At 60.7% G+C, this 21970-nt stretch carries 17 protein-coding genes; 10 read left to right on the forward strand and 7 right to left on the reverse strand.

Features of this window, described 5'->3' with window-relative positions:
• The first annotated feature begins 70 nt into the window (after positions 1-70).
• Together AC2GXZ_RS14610 and AC2GXZ_RS14615 are read left to right on the forward strand one after the other, a co-directional pair.
• Complete coding sequence (locus tag AC2GXZ_RS14610; protein ID WP_483759887.1) at positions 71-2626, forward strand: methyl-accepting chemotaxis protein; 2556 nt, start codon at positions 71-73, stop codon at positions 2624-2626.
• A gap of 107 nt (positions 2627-2733) precedes the next feature.
• A complete protein-coding gene (locus tag AC2GXZ_RS14615) occupies positions 2734-3687 on the forward strand; it encodes a phosphotransferase family protein (protein ID WP_483759888.1) in 954 nt (317 codons plus the stop codon).
• Positions 3688-3719: 32 nt separating this feature from the next.
• Here AC2GXZ_RS14615 and moaA read toward each other — a convergent pair whose 3' ends face one another.
• Complete coding sequence (moaA, locus tag AC2GXZ_RS14620) at positions 3720-4709, reverse strand: GTP 3',8-cyclase MoaA (protein ID WP_483760259.1); 990 nt, start codon at positions 4707-4709, stop codon at positions 3720-3722.
• Positions 4710-4941: 232 nt separating this feature from the next.
• On the opposite strand from moaA, the gene AC2GXZ_RS14625 reads away from it, so the two are divergent.
• Genes AC2GXZ_RS14625 through AC2GXZ_RS14635 form a run of 3 tightly spaced genes read left to right on the forward strand, consistent with a single transcriptional unit; the run spans position 4942 to position 7784 of the window.
• Entirely contained in the window at positions 4942-5316 is a 375-nt protein-coding gene (locus AC2GXZ_RS14625; protein WP_483760260.1) for a gamma-butyrobetaine hydroxylase family protein, read from the forward strand.
• Positions 5317-5343: 27 nt separating this feature from the next.
• Complete coding sequence (locus AC2GXZ_RS14630) at positions 5344-7167, forward strand: monovalent cation:proton antiporter-2 (CPA2) family protein (protein WP_483759889.1); 1824 nt, start codon at positions 5344-5346, stop codon at positions 7165-7167.
• 5 nt (positions 7168-7172) lie between these two features.
• Entirely contained in the window at positions 7173-7784 is a 612-nt protein-coding gene (locus AC2GXZ_RS14635) for a pyridoxamine 5'-phosphate oxidase family protein (protein ID WP_483760261.1), read from the forward strand.
• A 44-nt stretch (positions 7785-7828) separates the two neighbouring features.
• Here AC2GXZ_RS14635 and AC2GXZ_RS14640 read toward each other — a convergent pair whose 3' ends face one another.
• The gene (locus tag AC2GXZ_RS14640) at positions 7829-8899 is read right to left on the reverse strand and encodes a GGDEF domain-containing protein (protein ID WP_483759890.1); all 1071 of its coding nucleotides are present in this window, start codon (positions 8897-8899) and stop codon (positions 7829-7831) included.
• Between the two features lie 284 nt (positions 8900-9183).
• Positions 9184-10575: a class II fumarate hydratase gene (gene fumC, locus AC2GXZ_RS14645; RefSeq protein WP_483759891.1), complete on the reverse strand. Its 1392-nt coding sequence runs from the start codon at positions 10573-10575 to the stop codon at positions 9184-9186.
• A 445-nt stretch (positions 10576-11020) separates the two neighbouring features.
• Between fumC and AC2GXZ_RS14650 the strand changes: the two genes are divergently transcribed.
• The gene (locus tag AC2GXZ_RS14650; protein ID WP_483759892.1) at positions 11021-12925 is read left to right on the forward strand and encodes a L,D-transpeptidase family protein; all 1905 of its coding nucleotides are present in this window, start codon (positions 11021-11023) and stop codon (positions 12923-12925) included.
• Between the two features lie 63 nt (positions 12926-12988).
• Here the strand turns inward: AC2GXZ_RS14650 and AC2GXZ_RS14655 are convergent, their stop codons facing one another.
• Complete coding sequence (locus AC2GXZ_RS14655) at positions 12989-13675, reverse strand: HAD family hydrolase (RefSeq protein ID WP_483759893.1); 687 nt, start codon at positions 13673-13675, stop codon at positions 12989-12991.
• A gap of 194 nt (positions 13676-13869) precedes the next feature.
• Here AC2GXZ_RS14655 and rpiA point away from each other — a divergent pair, with 194 nt between their 5' ends.
• The 3 genes from rpiA to gor all read left to right on the forward strand — a co-directional run bounded on the left by rpiA (position 13870) and on the right by gor (position 16678).
• Positions 13870-14565, forward strand: a complete 696-nt coding sequence (gene rpiA / locus AC2GXZ_RS14660) for a ribose-5-phosphate isomerase RpiA (protein ID WP_483759894.1) — start codon at positions 13870-13872, stop codon at positions 14563-14565.
• A gap of 18 nt (positions 14566-14583) precedes the next feature.
• Complete coding sequence (locus AC2GXZ_RS14665) at positions 14584-15174, forward strand: DUF2059 domain-containing protein (protein ID WP_483759895.1); 591 nt, start codon at positions 14584-14586, stop codon at positions 15172-15174.
• A gap of 115 nt (positions 15175-15289) precedes the next feature.
• Entirely contained in the window at positions 15290-16678 is a 1389-nt protein-coding gene (gene gor / locus AC2GXZ_RS14670; RefSeq protein ID WP_483759896.1) for a glutathione-disulfide reductase, read from the forward strand.
• A gap of 57 nt (positions 16679-16735) precedes the next feature.
• Here the strand turns inward: gor and AC2GXZ_RS14675 are convergent, their stop codons facing one another.
• The gene (locus tag AC2GXZ_RS14675; protein WP_483759897.1) at positions 16736-18097 is read right to left on the reverse strand and encodes a TadE/TadG family type IV pilus assembly protein; all 1362 of its coding nucleotides are present in this window, start codon (positions 18095-18097) and stop codon (positions 16736-16738) included.
• A 257-nt stretch (positions 18098-18354) separates the two neighbouring features.
• Between AC2GXZ_RS14675 and AC2GXZ_RS14680 the strand changes: the two genes are divergently transcribed.
• Positions 18355-19728, forward strand: a complete 1374-nt coding sequence (locus AC2GXZ_RS14680; protein WP_483759898.1) for a class II 3-deoxy-7-phosphoheptulonate synthase — start codon at positions 18355-18357, stop codon at positions 19726-19728.
• 83 nt (positions 19729-19811) lie between these two features.
• On the opposite strand, the gene AC2GXZ_RS14685 is transcribed toward AC2GXZ_RS14680, so the two are convergent.
• Positions 19812-21539 (reverse strand): pilus assembly protein TadG-related protein, encoded by a 1728-nt coding sequence (locus tag AC2GXZ_RS14685; protein ID WP_483759899.1) that lies wholly within the window; start codon positions 21537-21539, stop codon positions 19812-19814.
• Positions 21540-21959, reverse strand: a complete 420-nt coding sequence (locus AC2GXZ_RS14690; RefSeq protein ID WP_483759900.1) for a TadE family protein — start codon at positions 21957-21959, stop codon at positions 21540-21542.
• Positions 21960-21970 lie beyond the last annotated feature (11 nt).

Here is a 21970-nt window from a genome sequence, read left to right on the forward strand (position 1 = left end):
CCGCATGACGCTGGAATCGCTTCGCTTCGCACGGATGTCGCCGTGCCTTGCCGCGCAGCCAATTACGGGGATGAAATTGTTCGTAGATCGCCTTCTGCAGGGCCGCAAGATTGTTACCAAGGTTCTTCTTTTTGTTATTCCTCTCATCTTACTGATCGCAGGCGTCGGACTTGCCGGTTATTACACGGCAAGCACCCTCAACGGCCACATGACGGTCACCCGCGCCACGATCGAAAACATCAGCGACTTCGAAAGGCTTCAGGCCAGCCTGCAGGAGTTTTCGGCAAGCCCCAATGACCGCACCATGTCTGCCCTGAAGGCGGATATCGACAAGCAGCAGGCGGGCGTCGCAACGCTTGAGGGCCTGCTCGTGTCCAACGACGATCGTGCCCGCATCGCGCCGGTTGAGGGGCTGGCCGCCGCCATGCGCGCCCATGTCGATGGCCTCTGGGCCGTCAAGACATCGCGCGACCAGACCGATACGGCGATTGCCACCGCGATGTCCGAGATCGGCGCGCTCGGTGACGGTGTTGCAAAACAAGTCGGCACGTTGCGCAAGCAGACCGAGGGCAAGGAAAAATTCGCCAAGGGCATGCTGCTCGAAGCTTATGCCTATAACGCCATTGCCGGCCGCATCGCCAATCTGCGCGATGCCATGCGCCGTGCCGATAGCGATGATGGCGCCGTCAATACCGCGAAACTTTATCTCAATGCGCTCGACGGCGAATTTGCCAATATCAAGGGCCTGGTCTCCGAAAAGACCGACAAGATTTTTGACCCGACCCGCCAGGCCGCGGCCGACATCGAAACCGCCCTTGCAGGGGATGCCCCTGTCGCCGACAAGGCGCGCGCCGCACGCCTCGGCGCCAGCGCCTTCATGCGCATCCAGGCCGATCTCGACAGCCTGACGACGAAAAAGGCGGTCACCGCGGCCGAGCGTTTCGTCGGGCTGGAAGGCGATGTCGCGGCACAGCGCGAACTGCTGGCACAGACGGAGGATTCGCTGCGGCGGATCGGCGAATTGAAACTGCTCGTCGAGCGGCTGCGTACCACGGTGAGCGACGACGCTCGCAAGCCGCTGATCGCCGGCACCGCCGATTTGCGTGCCGTCAGCGCCCGCGTCTCCGAACTTGCCAAGACCAATGTCACCATGGCCGAATTTTCCGCCAAGGTCGACGCGCATCTGGCCGCGATCGATGCGGCCTCGGCCAAGCTGATCGCCATTGCCGCCGACTGGCAGAACAGGAAGGCAGCCGCATCCTCGACGCTGACCGCCGGCATGGCAGGTCTCAAGGATTTCGTCGCCCAGGCCCAGGAAGTCGGCAAGCAGGACAGCGAGCGTTCGGCAACGCTGTCGGTCGCCGCCATGGTGATCGGCACGGTTCTGGCGATCGCCGGCGGCCTGATGTTGGTCGAGACCCTGCGCGGTCCTCTGCGCCGTGTCACCGAAGTGATGAAGCGGCTCGCCGATGGCGATCTGGAGGTTGCGATCGAGGGTCGTGAACGCGGCGACGAGATCGGTGAAATGGTTCGCTCGGTGACCGTTTTCCGCGATGCCGCCAAGGAAAATATCCGGCTGGAACAGGAGGCTGCTGCTGCCCGCGAGCTATCCACTGCCGCGGCACAACGTCAGGCATCTGAACGCGCAAGGGTCGCGGCCGAACAGGAACATGCATTGACGGCGCTTTCGGGTGTTCTCGGCAACCTTGCCGAAGGCGATCTCGCCACCGGCATGGACGAAAACCTGCCTGAGGATTTCGTCGTCATGGCACGGACCTATAACCAGGCCGTCGAAGCCCTGCGTGCGACGCTTTCGGAAGTCGGTTTCGCTGCCCATGAGATCAATGGCGGCACCGCCAACCTGTCGTCCTCCGCCGACGATCTTGCCCGCCGCACCGAACAGCAGGCTGCTGCACTGGAAGAAAGCTCGAGGGCACTCCGCCACCTCAGCGATGTCGTGCGCGGCACGGCGGCCAATGCGAAGGAAACCTCGCAGTCGGTCAACGAGACGGAGGAATTTGCCGTTCGCTCGGGCGAGGTTGTCGCCCGCGCCGTCGGTGCCATGGCCGAGATCAGCCGGTCGTCCAACAAGATCGCCACGATTATCGGCGTCATCGACGAGATCGCCTTCCAGACCAATCTTCTCGCGCTCAACGCCGGCGTCGAGGCCGCCCGTGCCGGCGAGGCGGGTCGCGGTTTCGCCGTCGTCGCCCAGGAAGTCCGCGAGCTGGCTCAGCGTTGTGCCGGTGCTGCCCGCGAGATCAAACAGCTGATCTCCGCAAGCGCCACCCAGGTCGAAAGCGGCGTCAATCTGGTAGAGGAGACCGGTGAGGCGCTGACGAAGATCATCGCCCATGTCAGTGACGTGCGCAAACTCGTGGCACAGATCTCGTCGGCCGCCGCCGAACAGTCGACCGGCATCACCCAGGTCACCCAAGCTGTCCACGATGTCGAGCTGATCACCCAGCAGAATGCCGCCATGGTCGAGGAAAACAATGCCGAGATCCGCGGTCTTCGCCATCGCGTCGAGGATCTGACGCAGAAGATCGGCCGTTTCCGCACCGGCGCCTATGGGCAAGAAGCGCAGTCCGGCCAGCGTCATTATCGCCGCAGTGATGCGGCCTGAACGGCATACCGATCAGGATGAAGGCCGCAGGCACACGTCTGCGGCCTTTGCCGTTGTAACTCGTGGATGCGGAAAGTTTGATGGAGAAAGCGTGATGGAGTCGGGCCATGCCCTTGCTGTTTCCTGACATCGCCAGCGACGAGGCTTTTGCAGCCTGGCGGCAGCAATCGTCCGGCTGGCTTGCAGCGGTGCGCGCCATTGCTGGCCGTCACGGCTTGCGGAGCGCGACCTGTCGGCCGTTTGCCACCGGCACCAACCTTGTCGTCGAGATCGATGACGGGATCATCCTGAAACTCTATCCGCCGCTCTATCGACGCCAATACGAGGTCGAGCACCGGACGCTGGCAGAGCTTGCCGGCAAGCTCCGCGTTGCCATCCCGCAGATCGTTGCCGCCGATGACATCGACGGCTGGGCTTATATCCTGATGACGAGGCTTGAAGGCGTGGTCGGGTCGGCCGTCTGGCCGGGGCTTGGCGAGAGCGACAAGGAGCTCGTGCTGGCTGGTATCGGCGAGACGATCGCCGAAGTGCAGTCGGTAGCGCCCGGTCCGATCGCCGATATTCCGCCGGCATGGCCCGACCTCATCACCCGTCGGATTGCCGAATGCCGTTCCTGGCATGCCGGCCGCGGGCTCGAAACGCGGTTCCTGGACGATCTGGACGGCATGCTGGAGCGCGCCGATGCGCTGGCAAGGATCGATAGGCCGGCCACAATCCTGACCGGCGAATACATCCCGGAGAATTTCCTTCTGGCCGAGGATAACGGGCGGTGGCGGATTGCCGGCCTGTTCGACTTCGGTGACGTGATGACCGGACCTGCCGAATACGATCTTCTCGGTCCGAGCGCCTTCATGGCGGCGGGGCGGCCGAGGCGGATGGCACACCTTCTTGAAGGTTATGGTTACGCTCTTTCAGCCATCAACTCCGAATGGAGACAGCGTCTCTTCCTACTGATGTTGTTGCACCGCGCCAGCGACCTCAGAAACGTCGCCCTGACCGGCTGGCAACAGAAAATCGGCCATTTGCGCGATCTGGCAGATCTGATCTGGGAGCTCGATTGACCGCATCGACCAGCCGCCGCAAGTCCATTGCGTCACCCCCCGGTGACGCTCATATGGCGGGCGACGGCGGGGCGTTTGTGGGTGCGGTCGATGATGAAATCGTGGCCCTTCGGCTTGCGCGTGATCGCCTCGTCGATCGCCGCCGCCAGATAGTCGTCATCTGGCGAGGCGCGCAGCGCGCTTCTAAGGTCGGCGGCATCGTTCTGGCCGAGGCACATATAGAGCGTGCCTGTGCAGGTGAGACGGACGCGATTGCAGCTCTCGCAGAAATTATGCGTCATCGGCGTGATGAAACCGAGCCGTCCGCCGGTTTCCTTCACCTCGACGTAACGGGCAGGGCCGCCGGTCATGTAAGGGATGTCGGCAAGCGTGAACTGTTCCTGCAGCCCGGCGCGCACCTGCGACAGCGGCAGATACCGGTCGGTGCGGTCCTCTTCGATCTCGCCCATCGGCATGGTCTCGATCAGCGTCAGATCCATGCCGCGGTCGTGCGCGAACCGGATCATCTCCGGAATTTCCAGCTCGTTGAAGTCTTTCAGCGCAACCGCATTGAGCTTGACATGGATGCCGGCCTTCTGCGCCGCATCGATACCCTCCATCACCCGTGAAAAATCGCCCCATCGGGTGATCGTCTTGAACTTCACCGGATCGAGTGTATCGAGCGACACGTTGATGCGGCGCACGCCATTGTCATGCAATTGCTGGGCATAACGGGCAAGCTGCGACCCGTTGGTGGTCAAAGTCAGTTCATCCAGCCGTCCGGCTTCGACATGTTTGCCGAGTGCCTCGACCAGGAACATGATATTCTTGCGCACCAGCGGCTCGCCGCCGGTGAGACGCAGCTTGCGCACGCCCTTGGTGATGAAGGCGGAACAGAGCCGGTCGAGCTCTTCCAGCGTAAGGAGATCCTTTTTCGGCAGGAACGTCATGTTCTCCGCCATGCAATAGGTGCATCGGAAATCGCAGCGGTCTGTCACCGAGACACGCAGATAGCTGACCGCGCGGCCGAACGGATCGATCATCGGCGCCTGCTTCGAGGCCGGACTGACTGCCAATGGCGGCGTGACTAAGGAATTCAAATCAACTTACTCCTGATCCCCGGAATCTGGTGATCAACGTGATCGTCGTCAAGCTTTACCTCTGGAAAGCGGGCTGTACTTGGATCAAATCAGCGCGACGGACAGGGTTGCAGCGAATTGACGAAATCCATAATCCTGGACCGGTGAAATTGAAAGAGCGGATATGAGTGAGCTTATTGACGAAAGCTGGCCGACGGAACTGCGCCTCTCCGAGGACAAGCGGACACTGACCGTGTCATTCGACGACGGCAGAAGTTTCGCGCTGCCGGCCGAGACCTTGCGGGTGCTTTCACCCTCGGCGGAAGTGCAGGGCCATGGTCCCGGCCAGAAGGTGACGGTTCCCGGCAAGCGCATGGTGACGATCGGCAATATTGTTGCCGCCGGAAACTATGCCGTCCGCATCGCCTTCGACGACGGCCATGACAGCGGTATCTATACCTGGCGTTATCTGCGAGAGCTCGGCATCGATGGCGACAATCTGTTTCGACAATACGAGCAGGAACTGGACGCTAAGGGCTTAAGTCGCGACAGTGTCATGCGCGCGCGCTAACGAAACAATCTGAAGGGGAAAAACCGGGTGGCAGCAGAATCAAACGCGAGTGAACTGGTCCAGGTCGTGGCGCTTCTGGGGGCAGGGGTTATTGCCGCTCCGCTGTTCAAGAAGATCGGGCTGGGTTCCGTCCTCGGTTATCTGGCCGCCGGCCTCGTCATCGGCCCGTTCGGGCTGAAGCTTGTTTCCGACCCGCAGGCCATCCTCCATATCGCCGAAATGGGCGTGGTGATGTTCCTGTTCATCATCGGACTGGAAATGCAGCCATCGCGGCTGTGGAACATGCGCAAGGATATTTTCGGCCTCGGCGCCTTTCAGGTGATTGCCTGTATCGTTGCGCTGATGGCGGTCGGCATGGCGTTTGGCCAGGTCGCGCCGGTTGCCTTCGTCGCCGGAACCGGTTTCGTGCTGACCTCGACGGCGATCGTCATGCAGATGCTGCAGGAGCGCAATCATCTCCACACGCCGAAGGGCCAGCATATCGTCTCCATTCTGCTGTTCGAAGATTTGGCCATCGTGCCGCTTCTGGCGATCGTCGCGCTGCTTGCCTCGCATGGCGAAACCGTTTCGCTGATCGAGCGGCTGCAATCGGTCGGCATCGGGTTTGCCGCGCTGGTGGCGCTGGTTGTTGCCGGGCGTTACCTGCTCAATCCATTTTTCCGCCTGCTTGCCAATTCAGGCGCCCGCGAGGTGATGACGGCAGCAGCACTACTCGTTGTCCTCGGTTCGGCTTTGCTGATGGAGTTTGCCGGGCTGTCGATGGCCATGGGCGCATTTCTGGCAGGTGTGCTGCTGTCGGAATCATCCTTCCGGCATCAACTGGAGGCCGATATCGAACCTTTCCGCGGCATCCTTCTCGGCCTGTTCTTCCTCGGCGTCGGCATGGCGGTGGATCTCGCCGTCATCGCCGCCAACTGGCAGCACGTCATCCTTGCCGTGATCGCCTATATGATCGTCAAGGCGCTGGTGATCTACGCGGTCGCAAGGTTGATGGGGGCGCCGCAGGCCGAAAGCGTCGGACGGGCGATCCTGATGGCCCAGGGCGGTGAATTCGCCTTCGTGCTTTACGCTGCCGCCACTTCGGCCGGCATTCTCGACGCCGAGACGAATGCGCTTTTGACGGCGACGATCGTTCTGTCGATGGTCGTCACGCCGCTGGTGGTTGCCGTCTACGTTCGCATCGCGCCCAAACCGCAGGTCGACACGAGCGGCCTCGATGCGCCGGAAAATATAGAGGGAACGGTGCTGATGATCGGCTTTGGCCGCTTCGGCCAAATCGTCAGCCAGCCGGTTCTGGCGCGCGGTTATACATTGTCGATCATCGACAAGGATGCCGAGGCCATCCGCGATATCGGCGATTTCGGTTTCAAGGTCTATTATGGCGACGGGTCCCGTCCAGAAATCCTCCATGCGGCAGGTGCCGCAACCGCCAAGGCGATCCTTCTGTGTATCGACGACAAGGACGCGGCGGTGAAGACTGCCGAGATCGTCAAGGAGGAGTTTCCGATGGTTCCGCTGCTGGCCCGCGCCTATGACCGCGGCCATGCGATCGATCTGCTCAAGGCCGGTGTCGATTACCAGATCCGCGAAACCTACGAATCGGCGCTCGATTTCGGCAGCGAGGTGCTGAACGTGCTGGGCGAGGAAGAGGAACTGGTGGCGCAGATCATCGAGGAATTCCGCGAAACCGACCGCGAGCGCTTCGCATTGGAACAGGTCGGCGGCATTTATGCCGGGCGCTCCTTGATCAAGGGCAATGCCCAGCCTGCCGACGTCATTGCCGCCCGCACCGGCCGGGCACGGGAAAGACGCGCAGCGGAACAGGCTGGTGCACAGGAGGCTGCAACTTGAGTGGATTGAGCGGGATCATCACTTCGGTCGAGCAACTGAGGGAGATCTATGATGGGGTCAGCGAGGCGTCCACGGCCAAGGTGACGCAGACCCTGACGTGCGAATACCGGCAGATGATCGAGGTCTCGCCCTTCGTGGCGCTGGCGACCGTCGGTCCCGAAGGACTGGACTGTTCGCCGCGCGGCGATCTCGGTGGTGTCGTGCGAGTGAGGGACGAGGCGACCCTTCTCCTGCCGGACTGGCGCGGCAATAACCGCGTCGATTCGCTGCTCAATATCGTCCGCGATCCGCGGGTGGCGCTGATGTTCCTGATCCCCGGTTCCAACACGGCGATGCGGGTCAACGGCCGGGCGGTGGTTTCCGCCGAATCGTCGCTGCTTGAGAGTTTCGAGATAGACGGCCGGCATCCGCGCACGGTGACGGTGGTAACGATCGATGAAGTCTATTTCCAGTGTGCCCGTGCCTTGATGCGTTCCGAACTCTGGAATGCCGAGCGTTTCGTCGATCCGAAAAGCCTGCCGACGCCCGGTCAGTTGCTGCAGGCAGCGAAGGCGGATTTCGACCGCGACACCTACGATCGCGAATGGCCGGCGCGGGCTGCCAAGACCATGTGGTAGGAAGACGGGCGGTCAAGGGAGGAAGGCGGCCCGAAGGCCTGACCCTATTTCTTGTAGATCAGCCAGTTCTTGCTGATGTAGTGGTTCTTCATGCTTTCTTCGAAGAACACACTGCGGTTGCGCCCGCTGTTTTTCGCATAATAGAGCGCCGCATCCGACTGCGCATAAAGTTCGCCCGGATCGGCGGCTTGCACGGCCATCGAATAACCGAGCGAGATCGTCACCGGCCCGTAATTCACGCCCGAGCGGGAATTGCGGAACAGACGGGTTTCCAGTGCCCGCCGCACCCGCTCACAGATCACCATCACTTCATCCGGCGTATTGCCCTCGACGATGATGGCGAATTCCTCGCCGCCTGTGCGGGCGACGAACACGTCCTTGCGGACATTGGCGCGCAGCACCGAGGCGACCGTCGCCAAAATCTTGTCACCGACCGGATGGCCGTAATTGTCGTTGATCTTCTTGAAATTATCGATATCGGCCAGCACCAGTGCGGTGAGCGGTAGCGCCGTCTGGCTGTCGAAGGATTGCGCCAGCCGTTCATCGAAGGCGCGGCGATTGGCAAGCCGCGTCAAGGAATCGGTATTGGCGATGCGCTTGTACTCGTCGAGCTCGCGCCGCACCTGATCCATCTCGTTGGAGCGCTGTACCATGTCGTCGACGGTGCGCTCGCCATGCGCCACCTTGTCGTCGGTTGCCTGGTGCAGCAGACTGATCGCACTGCGGATGATATCTGTCGAAAAGCTGTTCTTGGAGTTGATCCGGGTAGCCGTCTCGCTGAGCAGCTTGCCATAGCTTTCGAGCGAATTCTGTTCCTGCCGAAGCAGCTTCAGCAGCGCGTCGAGCTCGCTAAGTATCCGGTCATTGGCCTTTTCGATCACGGCCGCTTGAGGAGCGCCGAGATACTGCTCGGAGATTTTGTCCAGATCCTCCTGGGTCGCACGGCTGCCGAGCGCCGCAAGATCCCGAGTCAGATCTGGATTGGATCCGATATAGGCTTCATAAAATAGCTGATAGTTACGCGGAATGGGCGATGCGCCCATCGACCGTACCGCATAAACAATCTGCCCCATCAGATCACCGGCATGCGGCTTCGATGCAGATACCGTCGTCATCGACGACCCCCAGTTTGACCCCACAACACTGAATATTTCGAATTCTTAGATTAAAAGTGTTCGAAAAGAATTAAATCTTTGTTTTTGAATTCTTCACTGACGCAACCGCAAAAAGATTTTGAATGTTCTAAAAATCTTTATATAACAATATGATGGCAGATAAAATACTATTATATTGAAAATTTGAATTTTAGCATAAAATACGCTCTATGCGCGTATTTTGCGGTATTCCAGAACCGCATGCCGGCATTGCGCCGGAATGCGGTCTTGATCGCGCGGAGCTTTTACTTCGGGCCGATCATGTTTTCCGGGCGGACATACTGGTCGAATTCTTCATTCGTCAGGTAACCGCCGCCGACCGCCTCGTCGCGCAAGGTCGTGCCGTTCTTGTGAGCGGTCTTGGCGATCTTGGCGCAGATATCATAGCCGAGCTTCGAATTGAGTGCCGTCACCAGCATCAGCGAATTTTCGACGCCCTTCTTGATATTGTCTTCGCGGGCTTCGATGCCGACGACGCAATTGTCGGTGAAGGAAACGGCGGCGTCTCCGAGCAGCTGAACCGACTGCAGGAAGTTGTAGGCCATCATCGGATTGTAGACGTTGAGCTCGAAATGGCCTTGGCTGCCGGCAAAGGTCAAGGCAGCATTGTTGCCGAAGATATGGGCGCAGACCTGGGTCAGCGCTTCGGACTGGGTCGGATTGACCTTGCCCGGCATGATCGACGAACCCGGCTCGTTTTCCGGCAGCGACAGTTCGCCGAGGCCGGCACGCGGACCTGAGCCGAGAAAACGGATGTCGTTGGCGATCTTGAACAGCGCGGTTGCGGCAGCATTGATGGCGCCGTGGGCGAATACCATGGAATCATGCGAGGCGAGCGCCTCGAACTTGTTCGGCGCGGTAACGAAGGGCAGGCCGGTGATTTTCGAGATTTCCTCGGCCACCTTTTCGGCAAAACCGATCGGTGCATTGAGGCCGGTACCGACTGCAGTGCCGCCTTGGGCAAGCTTGGAAAGGGCCGGCAGCGTCAGTTCGATATTGGCGATCGCCGAGGCGACCTGTGCGGCATAACCGGAGAATTCCTGGCCGAGCGTCAGCGGCGTCGCATCCTGCGTATGGGTGCGGCCGATCTTGATGATGTGCGAGAACGCCTTGACCTTGGCTTCCAGGGCTTCGTGCAGATGCTTGAGCGACGGGATCAGGTGGCGGACGATTGTCTCGACGCAGGCGATATGCATGGCCGTCGGATAGGTGTCGTTCGACGACTGGCTCATGTTGACGTGGTCGTTCGGGTGAACCGGCTTTTTGGAGCCCATCACGCCGCCGAGCACTTCGATCGCCCGGTTGGAGATCACCTCATTGGCATTCATGTTCGACTGCGTGCCGGAACCGGTCTGCCAGACGACGAGCGGGAAATGATCGTTGAGCTTGCCGTCGATGACTTCCTGGGCAGCGTCGATGATCGCCTTGCCGGTGGTCTTGTCGAGACCTGCAAGCTGCATGTTGGCAACGGCTGCCGCCTGCTTGACGATGCCGAGCGCGCGCACGACGGCGAGCGGCTGCTTTTCCCAGCCGATCTTGAAATTGCCGAGCGAACGCTGTGCCTGTGCGCCCCAATAACGGTCGCTGGCGACCTCGATCGGGCCAAATGTATCGGTTTCGGTGCGGGTCGATGCCATTGTCGCTGCCTTTTCTCCCTGATGCTCCCGCCGGCGGTACGCCCTTGAAGTATATGAGGGCCGCAGACTGCGCCGGCGCGGCGCATTACTATACGATTGCCGGACGTCCGCAAGCTGCCGTTTGGGCTTTTTGCAAGCGCGCCAGCGTGTCCTCAATGACACGCCGGACCGTTTTATGCACTGCACCGACTGTGATCAATGACGCTCGAATGCGACTCGTCAGTAAAAAATTAACCAATAATTTCTTAACCTTTGCTCTATTCGGTGCGTCGCTTATTTCTGTTCGCTGGAACCGAGATGTGAACGACCGTTTTCTTTTCATCTCTCACGCGATCGGCTAGATGGCGTGATATTGAATTCGAGCCCGCAAATGAGACGCGGACGCAAGGTCACGGGGACTACATTGCAGCACACATACAGGAAGACGTCGGTCGCGGTTGCGCTCATGTCGGGTATCTCCATCTTCGCCGGGACGTCCGCGCCCGCCCATGCCATCACGCTGATGGATCTTCTGCGCGGTGGCCCCGGCAAGGGTGGCACGGCCCAGGCCAGCGCCAAGGCTCAGGAAAATCTGCCGAGCGAGCGGTCGCTTGCCGATCCGGAGCCTTTGCCCAAGGTCGCCGGTCCGCGTTATTACACCTACAAGGCCGATAGCGAACGCCTGGTAAGAACGGCTGGTTTTGCCAATACTCCGATGCATGCGCTGGTTTCCGCCAAGGTGGCTGCACCGACCGATATCGCCGCAGCGCTCGAAACCTATTACGCCAAGGCCCAGCAGCCGCTCTGGATGGCGCAGGACGATATCAACGACAAGGCGAGGGGCGTACTGGCCCTGCTTGCCAAGGCCGATGAATACGGCCTCGACCCGGCCGATTACCTCGTCTCCGCACCGTCTTTGACCACGGCAAGCGTCGCGCCGGTCGCTGCACCGGTTTCCGCCGAGGCCGCATCCACGGGTGCAACCACCGCTGATGGCACGACCGAAACGGCCGCCGCCGATGTCGCCGCTCAGCCGGTTGCCGCCGAAGCAAGCCCGGCGCCGAACCACGAACAGGCGCTGATGCAGTTCGAGCTGGCGCTTTCGGCCAAGGTGATGATGTTCGCGCAGGACATGGTCCGCGGTCGCATCGATCCCAACGCGATTTCCGGTTATCACGACTTCAAGCGCAAGGACGTGAACCTGCAGCAGGTTCTGGCCTCCGCCGCCAACGGCACCGATGCCTCGGCCTATCTCGGCGGTCTTGCGCCCAAGGGTCCGAATTTCATCGCGCTCAAGGCGGAGCTTGCCAAGCTCAAGGCCGAAGCCATCGATGCCGGCGAGCAGATCGCCCTGCCGGATACCATGCTGCTGAAGCCGGGCAACAGCAGCGCCGATCTTCCGAGCATCATCGCCGTCATCCAGAAGCGCGGTTCCGAGGCACTCAAGACCGCGCATGCCGCAACACTTGCCGCCTATCAGCAGACGCCGGAATACACGCCGGAACTCGTTGAACTGGTCAAATCCTTCCAGGGACAGATGGGCCTGAAGGCCGATGGCGTGATCGGAAACGCGACGCTTCGCCGGATGGCCGGCCATACGCCGCAGGACAAGATCCAGAAGGTCGTCGTGGCGATGGAACAGGCCCGCTGGCTACCGGACGATCTCGGCCAGCGCTACGTCTTCATCAACCAGCCGGCCTTCCGTGTCTATTACCACGATCAAGGCGCCGAGCAGTTCTCGATGCGTGCGGTGGTCGGTGCCAAGGCCCATCAGACCTTCTTCTTCCAGGACCAGATCCAGACGGTCGAATTCAACCCCTATTGGGGCGTGCCGCAGTCGATCATCGTCAACGAGATGCTGCCGAAGCTGCGTCAGGATCCGAGCTATCTCGATCGCACGGGGTATGAAGTCGCCGTCAACGGCCGGGTCATGCCGTCGTCCAGCGTCGACTGGTTCGGCTCGACCCAGAACATCTCGGTGCGCCAGCCGCCGTCGAGCGACAATGCTCTCGGCGACCTGAAGATCCTCTTCCCCAACGCCCATGCGATCTACATGCATGACACGCCGTCGAAGAGCTTCTTCCAGCGCGACATGCGTGCGCTCAGCCATGGTTGCGTGCGCCTGCAGGAGCCGCGCAAGATGGCGGCCGCAGTGCTTGGCATATCCGAGCAGCAGGTCGATGCGGAAATTGCTGCCGGTAAAAATGTTGCCGAAAAGGTGACCGCAAAGATTCCGGTCTATGTCGCCTATTTCACCGCCTGGCCGAACAAGGACGGCGCGGTGGAATATTTTGACGACGTCTATGACCGCGACGCGGCGACGCTGAAGGCGATCGACACGACGACCAAGGCGCGTTCGAGCAATATCTGACCTGTGGTCAGCCGACAGGATTAATGAGGAGGCGGCCTTGTGGCCGCCTCTTCTGTTTCGGGATCAGGACGAAACCCTGGCGGAAAACAGTTCGTTCGCCATGTCGACGGTGAACTCGTCGAAATGGCTGATCACCCGGCTCGGCGAAAGGCTTGCCACCGGAACGTCCGAATAGCCGAAATCGACGGCGATCGACGGAATTCCGGCATTTTTCGCAGCAAGGATGTCGTTGATGCTGTCGCCGACCATCAGCGAACGGCTTTTATCGCCGCCGGCCCGTTCGATCGTGCCGAAGATATGTTCCGCATCAGGCTTGCGCACCGCAAACGTGTCGCCGCCGGTGGTGGCGACGAAATGCCGGGAGATGCCGATCTTGTCGAGCAGCGGCACGGCCAGTCCCTCGGCCTTGTTGGTGCAGACGGCAAGCCGCATGCCGGCGGCCGACAGCCGCTCCAGGCAGGCGACGACACCGTCGAACACCTGGCTCTTGCCGGGCATGTGATCGTGATAATGGCTGACAAAATGTTGAAACAGCGTCTCCGCCTGCTGGTCGCTGAGTGCGGCCTTGCGCAGTTCGAAGGCGCGCTTGATCATCACGCGCGCCCCTTGGCCGACGAGATGGGTCAGGTCATCGAATGTGACGGGTGCCAGGTCGGCGGTGGCGATCGTGTGGTTGAGACTGTCGATCAGGTCCGGGGCGGTATCGATCAGAGTGCCGTCGAGGTCGAAGATGACGAGGGGAGAACTCACGGGAGGGTACCTCACTGCTGCTGCTTCGGGTGGGGCTTCCGGTTAAGCATGCCGGAGACATGTTGGAAACCCCATGAGACGACGCATGCCGCCGGTTGGAAGCAGCCGGTGAGAAACCGCCCAGGGGGACTTCCTCTTGCCCGGCGAGGCGTGTAAACAGCGGATCGGCTGAAACAGCGGGGAGATTGAGGCGCATGGACGCCCGCGAAATGAAGGTCAAGGCTGCGGCTGCAGCACTTGCCCATGTCGAAGACGGGATGCGGCTTGGCATCGGCACAGGCTCGACCGCTGAGGAATTCGTTCGTCTGCTGGCGGAAAAGGTGCATGGCGGGCTGCGTGTCCAGGGGGTTCCGACCTCCGAGCGGACGGCACGGCTTTGCCTCGAGCTCGGCGTATCGCTGAAATCGCTCGACGAACTGCCGGAACTCGACCTCACCATTGACGGTGCCGACGAACTCGACGCCAATCTGACCCTGGTAAAGGGTGGCGGCGGTGCGCTTTTGCGCGAAAAGATCGTTGCGGCGGCCTCCGAGCGGGTGATCGTCATCGCCGACGAAAGCAAGCTCGTCGAGACCCTCGGTGCCTTCCCCCTGCCGATCGAGATCAATCCCTTCGGCCAGATCGCCACGCGCATCGCCATCGAGAAGGCAGCTTCGAAGCTTGGGCTGACAGGAGCTTTATCGGTGCGAAAGAGCGGCGACGAGCTATTCACGACCGACGGCGGCCACTATATCGTCGACGCATCTTTTGGCCGCATTCCTGATGCACAGGCACTTTCGGCCGAACTGCATTCCATTCCAGGTGTCGTGGAACACGGACTTTTCATTCATATGGCGTCCCTTGCGATCATTGCCGGACCGGCAGGAGCGCGGACGCTGCAAGCCAAATAGAAGTAGGAGCATTAATCCATGATCAAATCCGCGGTTTTCGGCCGAGCCTTCGTTCTGGCAGTTCTTCTGTCAAGCTCCGTGGCAGTCCAGGTACGCGCCCAGGAAGTTCCGGCCGACCAGCTGGCGGCAGCCCGGGAAGCGATCAAGGCGCTCAGCGTCACCGACCGTTACGACGATATTCTGCCGACGCTGGCCGAGCGCCTGAAGGCGCAGTTCATCCAGTCCTCGCCGAACTTCCAGAGCCAGATTTCCGCGATCGTCGATCAGCAGGCGCTGGCACTGGCGCCGCGTCGTGCCGATCTCGAAAAGGAAGCCGCGACGATCTACGCAAAAAGCTTCTCGGTTGACGAACTGAAGTCGATCTCGACCTTCTTCAACACCGAAGCTGGCAAGAAGCTGATGTCGAGCACGCCGCTCGTTGCCCGCGAACTCGGCCGCGCTGCCGAAATCTGGAGCAACGGCATTTCGCGCGACCTGGCAGCCCAGAGCACGGAAAAGCTGCGTGGCGTGATCGACGCCAACCCGATTCAGATGCCGACCGCCGAGGCAGCTCCTGCTGCGCCGGCCGCATCCGCGCCGGCACCGGCGCTCAACCTGCCGAAGCCGTAATCCGGCCGGTCAGGACAGAGAAGGTTGATTGAGAGCCCGGAGCAATCCGGGCTTTTTCTTGTCGCGCAGAATGCCTATATGCGGCGTCCATACCGCATTGCCGAAGGAGATTCGAATGGCCACCTATGACTACGACCTGTTTGTGATTGGTGGAGGATCCGGCGGCGTCCGGGCCGGGCGCGTTGCCGCCGGCCTCGGCAAGAAGGTCGGCATCGCCGAGGAATACCGTTACGGCGGCACATGCGTGATCCGCGGCTGCGTGCCGAAGAAGCTGTTTGTCTACGCCTCCCAGTTTCACGAGCATTTCGAGGATGCCGCAGGCTTCGGCTGGACGGTTGGCGAGAGCACTTTCGACTGGAAGAAGCTGGTGGCCGCCAAGGACAAGGAAATCGCCAGGCTCGAAGCCATCTATCGCCGCGGCCTCGATAACAACGGCGTTGCAATCTTCGACAGCCGGGCCGAACTCGTCGATGCTCATACGGTGCGCCTGATGAAGACCGGCGAGACGGTCACCGCCGAACGTATCGTCATCGCCACCGGCGGCGTCGCCAATCCGCATTCGGCACTTCCGGGCCATGATCTCTGCATCACCTCCAACGAGGCCTTCGATCTTGAGGAATTGCCGAAGTCGATCCTGATCGCCGGCGGCGGTTACATCGCCGTCGAGTTCGCCAATATCTTCCACGGCCTCGGTGTCGAGGTGACGCTGATCTATCGCGGCAAGGAAATCCTCTCGCGCTTCGACCATGACATGCGCCAGGGCCTGCACAAGGCGATGGTCGAAAAGGGTATCAAGGTCATCCTCACCGACGTCATCGAGAACGTGGTCAGGGCACCGGCAGGCGGGCTGACCGCACGCACCAAATGCGGCGAGACGATCGCCGTCGATGCCGTTATGCTGGCGCTTGGCCGTGACCCCTATACCCGTGGCCTCGGTCTGGAAGCCGCAGGCGTCAAGACCGACGAGCGCGGCGCGATCATCGTCGACGACTATTCGCGCACCAATGTCGAAAACATCTATGCGCTCGGCGATGTCACCGACCGGGTGCAACTGACGCCGGTCGCCATCCATGAGGCGATGTGCTTCATCGAGACGGTCTACAAGGGCAACCCGACCTCGCCTGATTACGACCTGATCCCGACGGCCGTCTTCTCCCAGCCGGAGATCGGTACGGTCGGCCTGTCGGAGGAAGACGCAGCAAGGCGTTATGCCGAACTGGACGTTTACCGGGCTGAATTCCGCCCGATGAAGGCGACGCTGTCGGGTCGTTCGGAGCGGATGATCATGAAGCTTCTGGTCGATGCGGAAAGCCGCAAGGTTGTCGGTGCCCATATCCTTGGCCACGAAGCCGGCGAAATGGCGCAGATCATCGGCATCTGCCTCAAGGCCGGCGCCACTAAGGACGATTTCGACCGCACCATGGCGCTTCATCCGTCCGCGTCGGAAGAGCTGGTGACCATGTATAACCCCAGCTACCGGGTCAAGAACGGCGAGCGGGTTTAAGGGGCAGGAACGGGCGGACAGCAATGTCCGCCCGTCTTCAGTTGTTGAAACTGTCGGTCAATTGGTAAGGCGCAGGCCCGTCGTTCCACCGGTCGCCTGAATGAACAGCTTGACCATAGCTGCCTCCATGTCGTCATCCGGCCCAACTTCGAAGAACAGCTCCTCGGAAGCGCATTCCTCCAGCTTGGAAGCGATCTTGTTGGCAAAGACGTTCTTGATGTGAGCGTCCCAGGTGCCGTCGCCATCGAGTGGAATATAGGTCGTGTAGAGAACCGCGATCTTGATGTTGCGATCCTTCAGCGCCTTGCAATAGGCGGTGTTGATCGGCTCGTGACAGCGCCCCTTGCTTCCTTCCCAGCTGCCGCCGCATGTTGCGCCGGGTATCAGATGGTCCGCCACTCCATCGGTGACGAAGTAGACAATCTTCTCCGGATCGGCAGCGCTTGAACCGCTTCCGCCGCTCCCGACGATCTGCTTGCCGATATCGGTCAGTGCAACGTCGAAGCTCGTCAATGCATTATCGTTGAACCAGTCGTGGTCGGTGGTCATCAGGGCAACGTCTTCGGTGGCGTTGGCGGCGCTGTTCATGTCGAGTGTCAGCCCGGCGAGTTTGTCGATTCGATAGCCGGGCTCCAGCGCGTATTTGCCGAAAGAATAGGATGCGACGCGATATTGCTCGTTGACCGCCGCGGTAGTGACGATTTTGTCGATGAGCGCCTTGGCAGCTTTTGCCACCACATCGATGCGAAGCGTTACATTGTTGGACCTTGCAACCTGGTAGGTATTCTGGCTCTCGTTGAACTTGCCATTGCTGCTATACCAGCCGACATGGCAGGCGAAAGCGCATTCGCGACCGTTATAGGCGCGAGTAAGCTTCTTCATCCTGGCCATTTCCGACGTCGTCGCGGCGATGCCCATCGACGGCGTGTTGTCGAGCAGCATGAAGAAGTCCGTATAGGATTTTCCCTGGGCACCGTAACCGGCCTCGGCCACTCCGGATATCGCCATCTGATCCCTGCCGAAGAGACCCATGAAGGTTGTCGGCATCTGCGCTGTGAAGGTTACGTTTGATGTGATCAGGCCGTTCTGACGTCTGACCGTGACCGCCACCTCTATCGGCAGATCCGAGGTGTTGCCGCCGCTGCGTTGGCTGAGAAAGATTTTTCGGCCTTCTTCCTGGCCGATACTCACCACGCCGTCGCCGCTCATTTTCTGGAGCGCCTTGTAACTTGCCGATCCTTCGCTGATCACCCCCAGTGCTGCGGCATCGGCGGCTCCCATCAGGTCGCCCTTTAACTCAAGTGACCGACCATAATCTATTGCCATGCCCGCGGCACCAATAAGCGGTACGATCGCAAGCGCCGTCATCAGGCCGAAATTGCCGGATTCGTCCCTTATAAGATCTCTGAAAAATCGCATTTGCTGCCCCCAGCCAACGATTAAGTCCCCATGGGTAAGCTGCTACCACACCGATCGCTAAAAGCCGGTTTAATGCGCACGGGCGATCGTCAAATATGATTAAGGCAAGCTTTCAAGGATGCGCTTCGGCGACGGATCGTTCACACGGACGCGGTGTCCGAAGCAGCTAGGCAAATGCCGCGTTACGGTCTATAAGCCGCGCTCTATTACGAAGAGGAACGGCCGGACCCGGTGGTCCGGACGCACAGGTGAGACATATGGCAAAGAATTGGACCCCGAGCAGCTGGCGGCAGAAACCCATCCAGCAGGTTCCGGCATATCCCGATCAGGCCGCTCTGGCGGCGACAGAAGCCCAGCTTGCGAAGTTTCCCCCGCTCGTGTTTGCCGGCGAGGCACGTCGCCTCAAGGCGCAGCTTGCCAAGGTGGCGGAAGGCGATGCCTTCCTGCTCCAGGGTGGCGACTGCGCCGAAAGCTTCGCCGAACACGGTGCGGACAACATTCGCGACTTCTTCCGTTCGTTCCTGCAGATGGCCGTCGTGCTGACCTATGGCGCGCAGTTGCCCGTCGTCAAGGTCGGCCGCATTGCCGGCCAGTTCGCCAAGCCGCGTTCCTCGAATTTTGAGAAGCAGGGCGATATCGAACTGCCGTCCTATCGTGGTGACATCATCAACGGCATCGACTTCACGCTGGAGAGCCGCATCCCCAACCCGGAACGCCAGCTCGACGCCTATCGTCAGTCGGCAGCGACGCTGAACCTTCTGCGCGCCTTCGCCATGGGTGGTTATGCCAACCTGGAGAATGTCCACAAGTGGATGCTCGGCTTCGTCAAGGATAGCCCGCAGGGTGAACGTTACCGCAAGCTCGCTGATCGCATCAGCGAGACGATGGACTTCATGCGCGCGATCGGGATCACTGCCGACAACCAGCCGAGCCTGCGTGAGACGGATTTCTTCACCAGCCACGAAGCGCTGCTTCTGGGTTATGAGGAAGCCTTCACCCGCGTCGATTCCACCTCGGGCGACTGGTACGCGACCTCCGGCCACATGTTGTGGATCGGCGACCGCACCCGCCAGCTCGACCATGCGCATGTGGAATATTTCCGCGGTATCAAGAACCCGATCGGCCTGAAATGCGGTCCTTCGCTGCAGCCGGACAACCTGATCGAGCTGATCGATGCGCTGAACCCGGCAAACGAGGCCGGTCGCCTGACGCTGATCTGCCGTTTCGGTCACGACAAGGTGGCGGAACACCTGCCAAAGCTCATCCGCGCGGTCGAGCGGGAGGGCAAGAAAGTGGTCTGGTCCTGCGATCCGATGCATGGCAACACGATCACGCTCAACAACTACAAGACCCGGCCGTTCGAGCGGATCCTGTCGGAAGTCGAAAGCTTCTTCCAGATTCACCGGGCGGAAGGCACCCATCCGGGCGGCATCCATGTCGAGATGACCGGCAAGGACGTCACCGAATGCACCGGTGGCGCCCGCGCCGTTACAGGCGCCGACCTGCAGGATCGTTACCACACCCATTGCGATCCGCGTCTCAACGCCGATCAGGCCCTGGAACTGGCCTTCCTGCTGGCTGAGCGGATGAAGACCGGCCGCGACGAAAAGCGGATGGTCGTCAACGGCTGATCCATCCCGGACGGGCATGATGCAGAACTGAACAAGGCCGGCTCATCGCCGGCCTTGTTCGTTTCTCATCCAACTGCTGAACATTACTGGACGAGAACAGGGTTACGGCAGGAGGCACCACCGACACGGACGTCGACCTCGCCGATCTTGACGCCGACGGTGGTCAGCACGCTGTAGAGCACCTGATCGAGCGGCGTGGTGAGAAGTCTCAACGTATCGGCAAGCCCACCGAGCAGGGCCTGCGGAACCACGACCTTTATGCCGAGCAGTTCCACTTCAAGCTGCAGGTTGCCGATCAGCGAATCCATCAGTGTCGAGACGGTATTTTTCGTCGACGCCTGCTTCACCTTCTGGCTCGAAATGTCGGAGGGCGAGAAGGAAAGCTGGGTTGTGTTGACATTCGTCGCGTTGGCATAGGCAAGCGCCGTCAGGTTGAGCGCCGGCGTCGCGACCATCTTGGTCTTCGTCACCCGCGGATCCTTGCCGAAATTGGCAAAGGCGGTCGTATCGACATCGCCGAGCGACAGTTCCAGAACGCCCGGAATAGCTTCGACATTCACCGTCGCGCCGGTTTGTCCGCTGGGGCAGGTGATCGACGACATGCGCCCCTCGGCATTGGCGACCTCGATGTAAAGCGGCACTTTGATCTTGATGCCCAGCAGGCCGGTAATGCCGTCGACGCTCGTGGTAAGCGCGATGCGGGTCTGGGCGGTGCGCACGATGGAACCCGTTCGGCCGATCCCGAGTGCCTTGGAGCCGACCGGGGGCTCGCCGACGGCAACCGACAATGTCAAGCCGCCGAGGCCGGGGATGGTGGCCCCGAGATTGACGTCGATCTGTTTGGCTCCGCCATTGGCGGCATTGGCCGTGGCGCTGATCAGGTTGAATATATCGGTCTGGACGGTCAGGCCGTCGCTTTTGCCAATCAGCCGCGAACCGAGCGGGCCGATGTCCATGATGTCCTTGAGCTTGACGGTGAGCTTCGTGTTGCCGAGCGTCCTTTCCAGCGATTTTACGATTGCAGCGACAGCCGGCGTCACGCCCGTCGTCTGGCCGATCGCATTAAGCAGTGTGCCGTAATTGATGTCGGTATTGAGCAGATCCGTATAGGTGCCCGCTGTCAGGTTGAGCTTGATCGCCAGCTGGTCGAAGACCTTGAGTAGATCGATATTGGCATTGGCCAGCGACTGGTAATCCATTACCGACAGCGACACGGTTGTGCCGAGAAGGCTGCCGAGCAGAGCGTTGACCACGCCGCCATTGAGGCTGGCGAGCCGCGATCCGACCGAAAACGATGCCATCTTGTCGATTGATGCCGTACCGCTGGCACTGAGTGTCGGCGCTTTGGCGATACTCCCGGCGAAGAACAGGCCGCCCCGCTGGCGAACCGTCACCTGCACCGTGTCATAGGGCGCGACCCCCTGTTGGAAGCGCGAGGCGACGGCGACCGCTGGATCCGCCTGGTAATGACCGTTGACCACCTCGGCATAGGCCTCGAATTTGTCGAACACCGTATCAGGATTGAAGGCGACGGACGTTCCCTTGTTCAGGAGGACACCGTTCTTCAAGACCGCGATATTGCGGCCATTGAGCGTCATATAGTCCAGTACGCCGCTTTCGGGACTGGTCGGCGTGGCCGCCGCCGAGATCGCCGAAAGGTCGGCCGTCGTCTGTAATTCGCGCTGCTGCAGGGTGAGATAGCCGTAATCGACGCCGAGCGCGAGTGCACTGATCATCACCGGCAGGCAGAGCGCTGCCGTGATGGCGACATTGCCGCCTCGGTTGGTGAGCCATCGCCTGATTTGTGGCATTCAGATGCCTCCGACGCGCACGGTGGCGAACCGTTTGATCTGGCTGCTCGGCATGGCGTAGGTGAAGAGATTGAAAACCGGCAGAGTGCTGGCGTCATAGGTGAGCGCCACGGTGAACTGGTTGGGATTGTTCGGGTCCGCCTGTGCGGTCATCGTCAGCTTCGACTTGTCGAGAAAGGCGCTGTCGATCGTCGACCGGCTGACGAAATCCGCCACCAGGCTTTTGCGTTCGGTATCGCTCATGCCGGCAACGGCGGTGCGGGCCGCATCGGCCGCCAGCTGCTGAACCGAATGAGCCGCCGAAAGATAGATGCCGTAGGCGATCATGCTGAGCAGGGCGAGGAAGAAGAGCGGCGAGACGATGGCGAATTCCACCGCCGCCGCGCCTGAAGTGTGTTGGACATATCGCCGGATAGGCATGTGTCTCCTCC

The sequence above is a fragment of the Aliirhizobium sp. YIM B11859 genome (assembly GCF_057163345.1).

Coding starts and splice junctions, on each gene's coding strand:
- AC2GXZ_RS14640 (WP_483759890.1), bottom strand. CDS start 8,899: ATGACGACGGTATCTGCATCGAAGCCGCATGCCGGTGATCTGATGGGG.
- AC2GXZ_RS14650 (WP_483759892.1), top strand. CDS start 11,021: ATGTCGGGTATCTCCATCTTCGCCGGGACGTCCGCGCCCGCCCATGCC.
- fumC (WP_483759891.1), bottom strand. CDS start 10,575: ATGGCATCGACCCGCACCGAAACCGATACATTTGGCCCGATCGAGGTC.
- moaA (WP_483760259.1), bottom strand. CDS start 4,709: ATGATCGATCCGTTCGGCCGCGCGGTCAGCTATCTGCGTGTCTCGGTG.
- AC2GXZ_RS14690 (WP_483759900.1), bottom strand. CDS start 21,959: ATGCCTATCCGGCGATATGTCCAACACACTTCAGGCGCGGCGGCGGTG.
- gor (WP_483759896.1), top strand. CDS start 15,290: ATGGCCACCTATGACTACGACCTGTTTGTGATTGGTGGAGGATCCGGC.
- AC2GXZ_RS14610 (WP_483759887.1), top strand. CDS start 71: ATGAAATTGTTCGTAGATCGCCTTCTGCAGGGCCGCAAGATTGTTACC.
- AC2GXZ_RS14665 (WP_483759895.1), top strand. CDS start 14,584: ATGATCAAATCCGCGGTTTTCGGCCGAGCCTTCGTTCTGGCAGTTCTT.
- AC2GXZ_RS14680 (WP_483759898.1), top strand. CDS start 18,355: ATGGCAAAGAATTGGACCCCGAGCAGCTGGCGGCAGAAACCCATCCAG.
- rpiA (WP_483759894.1), top strand. CDS start 13,870: ATGGACGCCCGCGAAATGAAGGTCAAGGCTGCGGCTGCAGCACTTGCC.
- AC2GXZ_RS14685 (WP_483759899.1), bottom strand. CDS start 21,539: ATGCCACAAATCAGGCGATGGCTCACCAACCGAGGCGGCAATGTCGCC.
- AC2GXZ_RS14675 (WP_483759897.1), bottom strand. CDS start 18,097: ATGCGATTTTTCAGAGATCTTATAAGGGACGAATCCGGCAATTTCGGC.
- AC2GXZ_RS14615 (WP_483759888.1), top strand. CDS start 2,734: ATGCCCTTGCTGTTTCCTGACATCGCCAGCGACGAGGCTTTTGCAGCC.